This is a genomic window from Psychroserpens citreus, assembly GCF_055686305.1.
In genome coordinates, this window is sequence record NZ_CM145999.1 from 2,753,284 (window position 1) to 2,766,854 (window position 13,571).

A 13,571-nucleotide genomic window follows, 5' to 3' on the forward strand; every position below is an offset into this window, starting at 1 on the left:
TTTTTATAATGCTGATTTTCAGCTATATGTAAAATGTGTTTTTTGTGATTTATTGAGAGCTTAATTACAATAATGAAAGCTGAACGTAGTAATCCAGCCTCCATTGCATAGCCTTGAATTCTAAAATTTGATTAGCTTTTTTGTAATGCTAACTTCATTATCTTTACTCGATATTTTTATAAAGTATGGTGCTTGTTCTAACATGCTTAGATCGTTTAAGAAAATTTCTCCATTAGTACTAGATTTATGCTTGTAATAAACAATACGTCCATTTATATCATAGATGTTTATATCAAAAGCTAGTTCATTTATGCTTAATGGCAAATTAATGGTAATTGATGTATTGAAGGGATTAGGTTGAATGGATATGTTTTTTATTGATATATCATCAATATCTAAGGTTGTCTCATCCATCCCATCACAATTTTCATCGATTCCATTATTTGGAATGTCTACAGCACTTGTGTTAATTTGATCATTAGTATCATCACAATCTGTATTGTCTAGAACATATCCACTTGGTTGCATACACGTAAGAATTGAATTGTTTGGGTCACCAAATCCATCTTCATCAGTATCTGCATAATAGGCATTGGTTGCAGGCGTCACAGTTAAGTTAAGTGTTTTGTCTGCTGCGCAATTAACACCTTCAATAGTTACAGAGGTAGAGCCATCGGCACCATTATATGTGATGCCATTTTCGGTCCAGGTATACGTTTCATCAGAGCAAATAGTGATATCAGTACTAATAGGAGTAGGTTCAGGTGTCACAGTTAAGTTAAGTGTTTGGTCTGCTGCACAATTAACACCTTCAATAGTTACAGAAGTAGAACCATCGGCTCCATTATAAGTGATGCCATTTTCGGTCCAGGTATACGTTTCATCAGAACAGATAGTGATATCAGTACTAATAGGAGTAGGTTCAGGTGTCACAGTTAAGTTAAGTGTTTTGTCTGCTGCACAATTAACACCTTCAATAGTTACAGAAGTAGAACCATCGGCTCCATTATATGTGATGCCATTTTCAGTCCAAGTATACGTTTCATCAGAGCAAATAGTGATATCAGTAACAATAGGAGCAGGCTCAGGTGTCACAGTTAAGTTAAGTGTTTGGTCTGCTGCACAATTAACACCTTCAATAGTTACAGAAGTAGAACCATCGGCTCCATTATAAGTGATGCCATTTTCAGTCCAGGTATACGTTTCGTCAGAACAGATAGTGATATCAGTACTAATAGGAGTAGGTTCGGGTGTTACAGTTAAGTTAAGTGTTTGGTCTGCGGCACAGTTTACACCTTCAATAGTTACAGAAGTTGAACCATCAGCTCCATTATAGGTGATGCCATTTTCAGTCCAGGTATACGTTTCATCAGAGCAAATAGTGATATCAATACTAATAGGAGCAGGTTTAGGCGTTACAGTTAAGTTTAATGTTTGATCAGGATTACATCCTGTCCCAGAAACAGTGACTGTTGTTGAGTCGTCGGCACCATTATAGGTAATTCCATTTACTGACCAAGTATATGATTCATCAGAACATATGGTTACATCTGTAACGATAGGAGTAGGAGGAGTGCCACTCACATCCCATGTACATGCTGTATAATTATAATTCGCAGTTTCCCAACATTCTAGTCCAGTAGGTGCATCCTGTAAGACAATTGTTACTATTGCTGTACAAGTGTCTACATTTCCGTTGGTGTCTGTAACTGTTAGCGTTACATTATTCGCTCCTTCATCGTCACAAGTAAATGCGGTTTGCGAAGCCGTAACAGAGGCTATTTCGCAGTCGTCTGAAGATCCATTGTTTAATTGAGCGGCTGTTATCGAAGCGTTACCTCCAGCATCTAGTTGTACAGATATGTTTTGGCATACAGCTGTTGGATTTTGATTATCAGCAATGACGTTAACTGTGAAAGATGCTGTAGTTGTATTCCCATTGCCATCATTTGCCGCATAGCTGATTGTTGTTATTCCTGGAGGAAAAACATCACCAGTATTCAGACTTGTACCATCTGTTCTTGTTGGTGTTAATCCAGTACCACAATTATCAGTAATAGTTGGATCGGCCCAAGATGGTTGATTGTCTCCACAGGTTAAAGTAATGTTAGCTGGGACATTCACAAAAACTGGGTCTATCTGATCTTGAACAGTTACAGTTGCAGTACAGGTATCAGTTTGCCCCTCTGCATCTTCAACTGTTAAAATAACGTCGACTGGTGTTCCAATATTTGTGCAATCAAATGTATTGATATTAATACTTTTACTTATAATTGCAACATCATCAGTTGATCCTCCATCTATATCGTCTGCGATTATAGTTGCATCCCCTGTGTTATCTAATTGTACGTTAATGTTTTGGCATATTGCAGTAGGAGGAGCAGATCCAGTAGCGTCATCGGCTTCTATATTTATATTATCAAGAGCCATGTCACTACTCCAAGAAGATCCTGTGACCCCTCTAAAACGAATTAAAATCACTTGACCATCATATGCTGAGAGGTCGATATTATTTGCTGATTTCCACTCGTCTTGACTGTCATCATTTATAATTGTTTGAGTAGACCAAGTTAAACCATCATCATTACTAACTTCCAAAGCAACATAACCTGTTTCTATTGGATTCTCGCCAGAACTTCCAAGGTCAGTACCAAACATATGATAATCAAAACTAATTTTTGCATTTTCCCAATTGGTAAAGTCAATACAATCACTGATTATGATTGCTGATTTTTGCGGACTTCCAGCTGGGCCAGAATTTGTTGAGGCTTCTGTATAAATATACCATGTTGAACCAGAACCAGTTGATGGCCCTGTACCGCTAGATACAGTTCCTCCACTGTCTCGAGTCCAATCAATATCATCATCAGTATTATTTACACCTTGTTTCCATTCGTTTGTAAAGGATGTTGCATTTTCAAATCCTTGTGTGTATGGAAACGTAGAAATTGTTCCATCTAGGCAATTGTCGAGTGTAGTAAATACTTCAGAGTTAGAGTAGGTTGAGGTCGAAGACGTACATTTTGTTCTCACTTGCACTTCATATTCTGTAAGTGTATTTAAACCTGAGATGTTGTAATTATTCATCGTTATATCTTGAACCTCGGTCCAAGGTGTAGTGCCAGTTTCTCTATATCTTAAATCGTAAGTTGCAGATGGTACAAGATCCCAAGACACATCTGCTGTTGATGTTGTAATTCCATTTACTACTACATTAGTTGGCACCGTTAATGCACATGGAATTTTTATTTCGGTAATTTTAAAATCATCAAAAGTGAATCCTTCAAAATCTACATTGGCGTAAGAGTCTTGTCTATTAGATGAATCTGAAAAGAAAACAAATCTTAGATGAACTGTATTTTGTTGGTTAAAAATAGAGTTGTTTGAAGCGTCTATAACAATTTCTTCCATATACCATCGGTCTTGTGTATCACCATCGTAGAGAGGTTCGCCATCTGGTTGAAAGTCATTACTGGTATTGTTTTTGCCAGAATATGTATTGTTATTATCTGGAGCTCCAGCTTTTGTGAATTTTCCGCACAAGGGTGTCCAACCTGAACTTCCATCTAGAGAAGCTTCTAATTGCACGTAATCAAAACTACGTTCTAAATCCCATTTCGCATAAAACTGAATAAGTGATGTTGAGACACCGTTTAAATTAATAGGTGTGTTCAGTTGAATGCCATTGGCTTCACTATTTCCATAAGGGATTGAACTAGTTGAGCGTATTGCTGATGAACCAGCTGAATTTGGATATTTGTCAGTTGTTGTACTCCAAGATCCTCCTGAACCTACTGGTGTCCAATTAGATAAATCGTCTGTATTATCATTAAAAATTATATTAGAAGGAGCGTAGGTCTTTTTTATATTGGCTTCATATAAAATATTATCAGAAGCATAGTTATTTGTGAACACAATTTTGAATTCGATTTCATCATCGGCTTGAATACCTCCATCAAGAGTATAAGGAATGTTAACAAAACGTTGTTCTAAAACCTGAGAGGCTGTAAAGCTTTCAGTAACAGAATTTGTTGCTCCAGGGATTGTAATGTTAGACGATATAGCAGTAACAGTGACAGTAAAATCTGAAGCTTTTTGTCCAAGATTTTCAATAGCAAAAGTAAGATTGCCCGATGATGTTGTTATATCACTTTGATTTAAGTCGTGAATTTTACCGTATTTACCACTAAAATAAGCTGCCATAAAATTCATTCTCATAGCACGTTTGGCAATAGGTAAAAAATTTGAAGGCGCAGGCCAAAAACCACTTCCAGTAGCACCCGCTTCAGAGCTTGTTCCGTTTTCGGGTGTCCAAGCTAACGTTTCTTTACCAGAACCTGTTCCTGTTGGAGTACCGTTGGCACTTGTTCCTGCAGGCCCTCCAAGCATCCAGTCGTTCATATTACCACTATTTAAAGAGCTAATAGATGTGCTGGGTCCATGAGCATATCTATTATAATAGGTCATGTCGTGGTTATATTTCGAATATTCGTCAGGTCTTGGATTCGTTATAGTTGTACCTGCATAAGCATGAAGCATTGCATTTTTGAACGAGTGGTGGTTTAAGGCTAATTCAAAATCGTGATCTAGAAAGAAATCACGCATGATTTGTGTTTCATTTTCTGAAAATGGAGCAGTACCTAAATAAGTATCACTGCATGTATTAGTAGATGCACCACCATTTCCCCAATAATAAGCAGAGTTTCTGTTGAGGTCAATACCGTCTAGATATGTAGAACATCCGCCAGATGTATTTCTGTTTTTTCGTTGTAATCCACCACCATTTGGCGCTTGGGTTTCGTTATAAACAAAGCCATCTGGATTAAAAACAGGAATAAAGTATAAAGCTTGATTATTCACTAGATTTCTAATCGCAGGATCGCTATTATAATTTTCTAAAATATACCACATGAAAAATAATTGATTCATCACAGTTGCAGATTCTCTTGCATGAATCAAAGATTGATAAAGCGTTTCTGGCTCTCCTGCCTCATCCGTATCTGGATTATCTGAAATCCTAACATAATAAATCGTTCTATTCTCTACAGTTTGTTGTTTGTTTGCTGGTATATCTGCCTCTCCTGATACTAATGAGGCATCTAATTTTTCGGAAATAATATTGATTCCATTTGCAATGGAGTAGGTTCTCATATCATCTAATTCTTGAAGAACCTGATCATAGGTTAAACAACCTCCAAAAGAATTTGGCGAACTATTTGGATTTAAATTCCAATTTTGGGGCACAGCCCAATCAATCTCATCACATTCGTCATATTGCCCTACATTATTTAAAACCTCACTAACGCTATATCTTGCTTGTTGTATGGATATTTGTTGTTCGCGTTCTAATTCTAAGCGTGCCTTTGGGAGATCTCTTGTTGCTCGATCACTATAAAACTGTACGAGATCATCTATTAAAAAAGTGTAGCTAACACCATGATTAGATAATTTTTGCAGCTCAGTTTCACTCAATTCAATTTGTAATTTATCATCAATAAACATGGCACCACAAGTCATGTCAATGCCACTGTGATCTAGAATTTCAATAACAGAATTATCTATTCTATTAATGGAGACTCTTTTGTAAATATCTTGTGAGAAAGAGTATTGCGCTATTGTAAATAATAGCACAACTAAGTAGGTAGTTTTTTTCATTAGTTTGGGGTTTAATGAATTTATGTCGTTAGTTTTGGGGCAGCTAATATATTAAAATAATTATGATTTTATCTGTAAAATGCAAAAAAAACCGTTGAAATGCAGTGTTGAAGTCGTTTTATGAATATGATTGATCCATAATGTCTCCAATAATCATTTTTATTGAAGTAAGAATGTTAATTAACTTATTATAGCAAGAATACTTTAGAAAAAGGTATAAAAAAAAAGCCTGATACAATACTGTAACAGACTTTTACAGTAGTAGCGAGAACGAGATTTGAACTCGTGACCTCCAGGTTATGAAAATTAATGTTTCAAAAATAAATACAAGCTCCTAATAATCAGGTGTTTAAATTTTATCCGCTTTTTAGAATAATATTAATCCAAAAGATGAAGAATCGAGTTAATTTTTTAGTTGAGATTGGCTTATTTATTTTGAAAAAACTGTCTATTTTAAGAATATCTCATCATCTTTCTTAAAGGTCTTGAACTCTAACATATATCCATTAGGATCTTTAACAAAGAAAGATAAATGCTCGCCTGATTGATTCTTTAAAAAAGTAGTTTGAGTAGTCAATTCTAAATTCTGATTAGCTAGTTTAGAATACATTTTACCCCAAGAATCTATGTCTAATATTATTCCAAAATGAAAGGATGATAAGACTTTACCTTCAAAAGTATAATTAGGATTATTAAAATCAAACTTTCCTACCTGTGTAAATGTTAACTGATGCCCAAAAAGGTTAATGTCTACCCAATTATTAGCATATCTTCCTAGGGAGCCTCCTATAGTGTCCACATAAAACTTTTTAGTTTCGACTATACTATTACATGGAAGTGATAAGTGAAATAATTTTTTCATTTATTTATATAAGTTTTAATTTCATGATTCTAAATGTCAAAAAATCATCATCATCCAAATCGTTAATAATCTCCTTATAAGTTACTTCAAAAGTCGAACCTATATACTCCTTACGAAGATCATATTCTTCTAATACGGCAGTATTCACTTCCTCAAAAACAATGAGTTCATCAAACGAGAACCGAAAAGTAAAAAAACCATTTTGATACTTTATAAATACACCTTCTTCGGTTCTAATTTCTTCTGTGTTATAGTAATTCATTATATAATTCAGTTTTAGTTAAACAACTTTTCTTTATTGAAAATCGAAATCAATCTTCTTCCAAATTAATGTCATCGAAAGTATTAAAATCAACATCTTCATCGTCTGTTTTATCTTCTTTATCATAATCATCTTCATTATCTTCAAAATCTTCCATAGCTTGTATTAAGCGTTTCCCAACTTTTACAAGATATATTGTATCCTCAGTTCGAATCTCAACAGCTTCTATATGTTCATTTTGAGCATTTTTAAATGCAATAATATCTTTATCCCCATAGCCTTCTGGGAATTTTTCTACGAGTAGATTTAAAAGCTCCTCATTTAGTTTTTGGTAGTCTACAATTTTACGTATCATCTGTTTTGTATTACATATCTAATAAATAAGCAAAAATTAAGGGTGCTACAATAGTTGCATCACTTTCTATTATAAACTTAGGAGTGTTAATATCTAGTTTCCCCCAAGTGATTTTTTCGTTAGGAACTGCTCCCGAATAAGAACCATAGCTAGTTGTAGAATCACTGATTTGGCAGAAGTAGCTCCAAAAGGGTGTGTTTGTTCGTTCCATATCTTGATATAACATTGGTACCACACATATAGGGAAATCACCTGCAATGCCTCCGCCTATCTGGAAGAATCCAATACCATTTTGGGAATTATTTGTGTACCAATCTGCCAGAAAAGTCATGTATTCAATCCCAGACTTCACAATGTTGGCATTGACTTCTCCTTTTAAAACATAGCTTGCAAAAATATTACCCATTGTACTATCTTCCCATCCAGGACATACGATTGGTAAATTCTTTTCTGCTGCCGCGTACATCCATGAGTCTTTTAGATCGATTTCGTAGTATTCTTCTAAAACTCCAGATAGCAATAACTTATACATATACTCATGCGGCAGGTATCGTTCTCCGTTTACATCTGCTTTTTTCCATATTTCAAAAATGTGTTTTTGTAGTCTTCTAAATGCTTCTTCCTCTGGTATACATGTATCGGTAACACGATTTAGTCCTTGTTCTAATAAATCCCATTCTTGTTGTGGCGTTAAATCTCTGTAATTAGGAACTCTTTTATAGTGCGAATGTGCTACTAAATTCATAATATCTTCCTCTAAATTTGCTCCTGTACAAGAAATGATATGAACCTTGCCTTGTCGTATCATTTCAGCAAATATTTTTCCTATTTCAGCAGTACTCATTGCTCCAGCCAAAGACACTAACATTTTTGCTCCATTCTGTAATTGAGACTCGTAAGCTTTTGCTGCATCTACCAAAGTAGCAGCATTAAAGTGTAAGTAATACTCTTCTATAAAGTTTGAAATAGCTCCTTTAGTAGTTGTCATCCTCTTCAAATTTTAAATAGTTACCTAAACGGTTCGATTCCTCATAAGTATCATCATAATCTTCCTCTTCATCTTCGTTCTGAAACTTGTAACTTAACATCTTGTAGTACAGTTTAGCTGCTAAAAAGTCTGATGATTTTTCATTTTTATTAGGACAGAGTTCTACAATATCAAAACCAACCACATTTTTCTCTTTAAAAACTTCCTTTAAAAACTCTAAAGTTTCATACCAAAACAACCCTCCTGGCTCTGGTGTTCCTGTGCTTGGTAATATAGATGGGTCAAAAGCATCCAAGTCAAAAGTGATAAATACATTATTGGTCATTTGGTCAATTGCTGAATCCATCCAAGAATCATCTGTAGCCATCTCATGGGCAAAATAGGTCTTGTCAAAATCCATTACAGACTTTTCCTGTACGTCCATAGAACGAATACCTACTTGAATTAAATTAGTATTCTGACTTGCTTCGTATACTGCACAAGCATGGTTACAAGTACTTCCTTCATAAGACTTCCTTAAATCTGCATGAGCATCAATATGTAAAACTGTTAGGCTTTGAAAAGCCTCATTAAAAGCTCTTATTGTGCCTATAGATACTGAATGTTCTCCACCAATAATAGTAACAAACTTATTCTTCTTTATATATTTTTTTGTCTCCTGATGTACAGCATCTACCATAGCTTCAGGTGTAGCATTTAAGGTAACTGGCTCAGTAAGATATATTCCATTTTTATAAACTTCTGAATCTGTCTCTATATCATAGAGCTCCATGTTTTCTGAAGCCTCCAAAAATGCTTCAGGGCCCTTATCTGCACCTTTTTGCCATGTACTTGTGCCATCGTAAGGCACAGGCATTAAGACGATTTTTGATGTCTCTAATTTTGCATATTCATCTGGTATACCAGCATAGGTTTTAGTATTCATTTTATGAGTTCTCTAATTGTAATTCCGTATTAGAATTTGATTTTGTTATTGTTTTGTTTTTTGAGTTTTTCCTATATCCCAATATCTCCATTAGGTCTTCACTTTTTTGTTGTTCTCTAAATAGTTCTGTTGTTATATTTCCGTAGTTATCCTTATTAATTAAGATGTGCTTTGGTGCTGGAATTAAACAATGCTGTAAGCCTCCATAACCACCAATAGTTTCTTGGTACGCACCTGTATTGAAAAAGCCTATATAAAGTGGTTTGTCTTTATAGTATCTTGGTAAGTAAATAGCATTTATATGCTGTTCGCTGTTGTAATAATCATCACTATCACAAGTTAAGCCACCTAATAGCACTCGTTCGTAGCTATCATTCCATCTATTGATGGGAAGCATCACAAAGCGTTTATTAATTGCCCAAGTATCAGGAAGCGTGGTAATAAAGGATGAATTTATCATATTCCATTTCTCTCTATCATTTTGTTGCTTTTGATAGAGCACTTCATAAATTGCACCACCACTTTCACCTACAGTAAAGCTTCCAAATTCGGTGAAAATATTAGGTACGTCAACATCTGCCTCATCACATGCGAGTTTAATCTGATTTACGATTTCATCAACCATGTATTGGTAATCAAAATCAAAAGCCAGTGAATTTTTTATAGGGAAACCACCGCCAATGTTCAAACTATTTAATGATGGACAAGTCTTTTTTAAACTTGTATATACTTTTAAACATTTTAGCAGTTCGTTCCAATAATAGGCATTATCCTTAATCCCAGTATTGATAAAGAAATGTAACATCTTTAGCTCTACTTGAGGGTTTTCTTTTATTTGCTTATTATAAAAAGGCACAATGTTTTTGTAACCGATACCTAATCTTGACGTATAAAATTCAAACTTTGGTTCTTCTTCCGAGGCAATGCGAATACCAATCTCAAACTTTCTTTCTATTTCGTTAGACAGTAAATCTATTTCCTCATAATTATCAATTATAGGAATACAATTTCTATGACCATTATTTATAAGTCTAGCAATATTAGTAATGTATTGTTCTCTTTTAAAACCATTACAGATAATGAACGTATCATAGTTTATTTTGCCTTCTATCTTTAGGTTTTCTACAATATCAATATCGAAAGCCGAAGATGTTTCAATATGAATATCATTTTTTAAAGCTTCATCCAGAACATGTTTGAAATGTGAGCTTTTAGTACAATAGCAGTATTTATATTCACCATTATAGTTATGATTCCTAATAGCATTATTGAACCATTCTTTTGCTCTAGTAATATTATTAGAAATCTGTGGTAAATAGGTAAATTTTAATGGTGTTCCATAGGTTTCTACTAACTCGTTTAAGTCTAAACCATGAAACAAGAGTTTGTCTTCCTCCAATTCAAATTCAGGCTGAGGGAAGTCGAATGTCTGATTGATTAAATCAATATACTTGGTATTCATCTTATAATTTTTAAAAGTTATTAAATAGAAGGCATAGCAAAGCCACCTTCATTAAAAGGCATTAACAACTTTTATCAAATCATAATCTGATATTGCGTTTTGGGGACAAAACACAATCTTTTGTATTGCGTAGTAAATATTTTAACCTCGGAAGTTAGCTCTAAATTTCGGGTACTTACACCATAAGCTGCTTTTGAATTTGACTTCCTAATTTTCAAAAGCCCGAACGTAAAAACAGTTCTCACTTTGTTTAGCTAAAAGCTCCTATAGTCAAAGCTTTCGTGAAACTAAGTTAAATAAAAAAAAGAAAATAAGATACAGAAGATCATATTTAATAATAGTATGTTTACTTTTTTCTGTTGTACCTATGTTGTGCCCAAACAAAAACCCAAGAACTTGACTCTTGGGTTTTCCTTTGTTTACAGTGGTAGCGAGAACGAGATTTGAACTCGTGACCTCCGGGTTATGAATCCGACGCTCTAACCAACTGAGCTACCTCGCCATTTCTGAGGGTGCAAATTTAAAAATAAAATCTATCTGCGCAAACAATAAATGAGCAAATTATTTTTTTTCAGTTTTAGTTTTAAACTCAACAATTAATGTATATATTGAGCGATATAATTATAGACCTATGGAAGACAAAGTTAAAATTGAGATGGAGTTTGTGATTCACGCCTCGCCTCAACTTTTATATCAATATATTTCAACGCCTTCTGGCTTATCAGAATGGTTTGCTGATAATGTGAATTCTCGTGGTGAACTGTTCACTTTTATTTGGGATGGTAGCGAAGAAAAGGCGAAGTTATTAAGTAAAAAGAGTGGAGAACGTGTAAAATTTAGATGGATTAATGATGAAGAAGATGGAGCTTCTTATTATTTTGAAATCAGAATTCAAGTAGACGAAATAACGAAAGATGTATCGCTAATTGTAACTGATTATGCAGAAGATGATGAGGTAGATGAAGTTAAAATGTTGTGGGATAATCAAATTTCAGATTTAAAACAAGTTTTAGGTTCTGCTTAGAACTTCTCAATCATATTAATTTTATATTTGTCTCGATGTTTAATCGAGACTTTTTTTATGATAAATTTTAACGGTGAGCTTATAGAAAACTCTAAGATAATTACTCTAGAAAATAGAGGCTATAAATATGGTGATGCTCTTTTTGAAACCCTTAAAGTAGTGCATGGGAAAATCTTATTTTGGGAAGATCATTATTTTAGACTGATGGCGTCTATGCGTATTATGCGTATGGAAATACCAATGAATTTTACCATGGAATTTCTTGAGGCTGAAATTTTAAAGACTATTAATGCTAACGGATTTGCAAAATCATCGGCTAGAGTGAGGTTAAATATTGATAGAGGCGATGGCGGTAAATACCTTCCTAAGGATAAACTTATTAATTATTCTATTGTTGTAGAAATTTTGAATGAAGATTTTTATACAGTATCTAGCTTAGATAAGTATACTGTAGACTTGTTCAAAGATTATTTTGTAGCTCCTGGATTGTTGTCTACACTAAAGACAACAAATAAAGCAATTCATGTTTTAGGTAGTATATACGCGCAAGACAATGATTTTGATAACTGTTTATTGTTAAATACCAATAAAAATGTTGTAGAAGCACTACAAGGTAATTTGTTTTTAGTCTCAGGAGAACAGATAAAAACACCTCCATTAGAAGATGGCTGTCTTAATGGTGTGATGAGAAAGCAGGTTAAAGATGTGATTTTAAACTCTGGAGATTATGTTCTAGAAGAAGCGTCTATTTCACCGTTTGAACTTCAGAAAGCAGACGAATTGTTTATCACAAATGTAATAATTGGAATTCAACCCATTTTAAAGTATCGCAAAAAAGAGTTTAATACTAAGATTTCCGAAGATATTTTAAGACGATTAAATACTAAACTAAGATTGACTTAGTTGTAACTTGGATTTTCAGGTGCATTTGACCAAAGCGAGTAGTCGCCACCTAATTCTAGCATTTTTTCTTTCCAGAAAGAATCACAACATTTGTTAATAAGTTCGTTTTTGTACACATTTTCAGAAACAATCCAAGCTTGAGACTCTAATTCATTATCTAATTGCTTGGCATCCCACCCAGAATATCCTAAGAAAAATCTAATATCAGACGTTGAGAGCTTACCATCTTTTAAAAGTTCTAGAACAATATCAAAGTTTCCTCCCCAAAAGACACCATGAGAAATCTCAATACTGTCTGGAATTAAATCAGGGACTTGATGAATAAAATACAGATTATCCTGTTCAACGGGCCCTCCGTTATACACTTTAAAAGAGGCGTCAGTTTCAGGGATTAAATCGTTTAATGTATACTCAAGAGGTTTGTTAAGAATAAAGCCTATAGAACCCTGATCATTATAATCGGCAAGTAAAATGACCGACCTATTAAATGATAAGTCTCCAATAATTGATGGTTCGGCAATCAAAAGATGACCTTTTTTGGGCTTTGATATAATCATTTGTTTATGATTTATGTACTAAATCTAAAACATATTTTCTTAATAAACAATAATTTTTAAGGAGAATACACGGCTACAAAACAAAAAAGCTCACTTTATAGTGAGCTTTTCGTAATCTATTTAGAGAAATACTAGTTTACAGCATTGCTTAAATCAGAACCAGCTTTAAACTTTACTACGTTTTTCGCTTTGATTTGTATCGTTTTTCCTGTTTGAGGGTTTCTTCCTTCTCTTGCAGATCTTCTAGAAACTGACCAAGATCCAAATCCTACTAAAGATACTCTGTTTCCTTTTTGTAAAGATCCTTCGATATCAATTAATAATGAATCTAATGCTTTCTTAGCAGCTGCTTTAGTGATTCCAGCATTTTCTGCCATCCCATTGATTAAATCTGTTTTGTTCATAAAATTTGTATTTTAAATTGTTAAAAAATAGTTGGGTTAAACGTTATTGTTAAATCCGTCTACAAATTTATACGTAAATTCAACCTACGCAAGTAATAGCAAGGGAAATACAAGGATTTGTTGATAACTTAGAATATTTGTTAATAAAGAATTGCATTTCATCGGATTTTTTTC

Annotated in this window: 11 protein-coding genes and 1 tRNA gene; 2 read left to right on the forward strand and 10 right to left on the reverse strand. The window is 33.9% G+C overall.

What is annotated here, in order from left to right; all coding sequences use genetic code 11:
* Positions 1-120 precede the first annotated feature (120 nt).
* The 8 genes from ACTU6T_RS12405 to ACTU6T_RS12440 all read right to left on the reverse strand — a co-directional run bounded on the left by ACTU6T_RS12405 (position 121) and on the right by ACTU6T_RS12440 (position 11,011).
* A complete protein-coding gene (locus tag ACTU6T_RS12405) occupies positions 121-5,655 on the reverse strand; it encodes a M14 family zinc carboxypeptidase (RefSeq protein WP_460218513.1) in 5,535 nt (1,844 codons plus the stop codon).
* 448 nt (positions 5,656-6,103) lie between these two features.
* Positions 6,104-6,517 (reverse strand): VOC family protein, encoded by a 414-nt coding sequence (locus tag ACTU6T_RS12410; RefSeq protein ID WP_460218514.1) that lies wholly within the window; start codon positions 6,515-6,517, stop codon positions 6,104-6,106.
* A gap of 4 nt (positions 6,518-6,521) precedes the next feature.
* On the reverse strand, positions 6,522-6,779 hold the full coding sequence (locus ACTU6T_RS12415) for a hypothetical protein (protein ID WP_460218515.1): 258 nt from the start codon (positions 6,777-6,779) through the stop codon (positions 6,522-6,524).
* Positions 6,780-6,828: 49 nt separating this feature from the next.
* Entirely contained in the window at positions 6,829-7,134 is a 306-nt protein-coding gene (locus tag ACTU6T_RS12420) for a hypothetical protein (RefSeq protein WP_460218516.1), read from the reverse strand.
* A gap of 10 nt (positions 7,135-7,144) precedes the next feature.
* Positions 7,145-8,122: a deoxyhypusine synthase family protein gene (locus ACTU6T_RS12425; RefSeq protein WP_460218517.1), complete on the reverse strand. Its 978-nt coding sequence runs from the start codon at positions 8,120-8,122 to the stop codon at positions 7,145-7,147.
* Positions 8,109-9,047, reverse strand: a complete 939-nt coding sequence (gene speB / locus ACTU6T_RS12430; RefSeq protein WP_460218518.1) for an agmatinase — start codon at positions 9,045-9,047, stop codon at positions 8,109-8,111. Before speB ends, ACTU6T_RS12425 begins: the two co-directional genes overlap by 14 nt.
* A gap of 1 nt (position 9,048) precedes the next feature.
* Positions 9,049-10,509 carry an arginine decarboxylase gene (locus ACTU6T_RS12435; protein WP_460218519.1) on the reverse strand — a complete coding sequence of 487 codons (1,461 nt, stop codon included), beginning with the start codon at positions 10,507-10,509 and terminating at the stop codon, positions 9,049-9,051.
* A 425-nt stretch (positions 10,510-10,934) separates the two neighbouring features.
* Positions 10,935-11,011: transfer RNA gene (locus ACTU6T_RS12440), tRNA-Met, on the reverse strand.
* Positions 11,012-11,140: 129 nt separating this feature from the next.
* On the opposite strand from ACTU6T_RS12440, the gene ACTU6T_RS12445 reads away from it, so the two are divergent.
* Both ACTU6T_RS12445 and ACTU6T_RS12450 read left to right on the forward strand, forming a co-directional pair.
* Entirely contained in the window at positions 11,141-11,533 is a 393-nt protein-coding gene (locus ACTU6T_RS12445) for an START-like domain-containing protein (protein WP_460218520.1), read from the forward strand.
* Positions 11,534-11,590: 57 nt separating this feature from the next.
* Complete coding sequence (locus ACTU6T_RS12450) at positions 11,591-12,436, forward strand: aminotransferase class IV (protein ID WP_460218521.1); 846 nt, start codon at positions 11,591-11,593, stop codon at positions 12,434-12,436.
* Here the strand turns inward: ACTU6T_RS12450 and ACTU6T_RS12455 are convergent.
* Positions 12,433-12,993 (reverse strand): YqgE/AlgH family protein, encoded by a 561-nt coding sequence (locus tag ACTU6T_RS12455; RefSeq protein WP_460218522.1) that lies wholly within the window; start codon positions 12,991-12,993, stop codon positions 12,433-12,435. The genes ACTU6T_RS12450 and ACTU6T_RS12455 overlap by 4 nt on opposite strands.
* Before the next feature lie 131 nt (positions 12,994-13,124).
* Positions 13,125-13,397 (reverse strand): HU family DNA-binding protein, encoded by a 273-nt coding sequence (locus ACTU6T_RS12460; protein ID WP_091424321.1) that lies wholly within the window; start codon positions 13,395-13,397, stop codon positions 13,125-13,127.
* Positions 13,398-13,571 lie beyond the last annotated feature (174 nt).

Coding starts and splice junctions, on each gene's coding strand:
- ACTU6T_RS12435 (WP_460218519.1), bottom strand. CDS start 10,509: ATGAATACCAAGTATATTGATTTAATCAATCAGACATTCGACTTCCCT.
- ACTU6T_RS12455 (WP_460218522.1), bottom strand. CDS start 12,993: ATGATTATATCAAAGCCCAAAAAAGGTCATCTTTTGATTGCCGAACCA.
- ACTU6T_RS12415 (WP_460218515.1), bottom strand. CDS start 6,779: ATGAATTACTATAACACAGAAGAAATTAGAACCGAAGAAGGTGTATTT.
- ACTU6T_RS12450 (WP_460218521.1), top strand. CDS start 11,591: ATGATAAATTTTAACGGTGAGCTTATAGAAAACTCTAAGATAATTACT.
- speB (WP_460218518.1), bottom strand. CDS start 9,047: ATGAATACTAAAACCTATGCTGGTATACCAGATGAATATGCAAAATTA.
- ACTU6T_RS12420 (WP_460218516.1), bottom strand. CDS start 7,134: ATGATACGTAAAATTGTAGACTACCAAAAACTAAATGAGGAGCTTTTA.
- ACTU6T_RS12410 (WP_460218514.1), bottom strand. CDS start 6,517: ATGAAAAAATTATTTCACTTATCACTTCCATGTAATAGTATAGTCGAA.
- ACTU6T_RS12425 (WP_460218517.1), bottom strand. CDS start 8,122: ATGACAACTACTAAAGGAGCTATTTCAAACTTTATAGAAGAGTATTAC.
- ACTU6T_RS12405 (WP_460218513.1), bottom strand. CDS start 5,655: ATGAAAAAAACTACCTACTTAGTTGTGCTATTATTTACAATAGCGCAA.
- ACTU6T_RS12460 (WP_091424321.1), bottom strand. CDS start 13,397: ATGAACAAAACAGATTTAATCAATGGGATGGCAGAAAATGCTGGAATC.
- ACTU6T_RS12445 (WP_460218520.1), top strand. CDS start 11,141: ATGGAAGACAAAGTTAAAATTGAGATGGAGTTTGTGATTCACGCCTCG.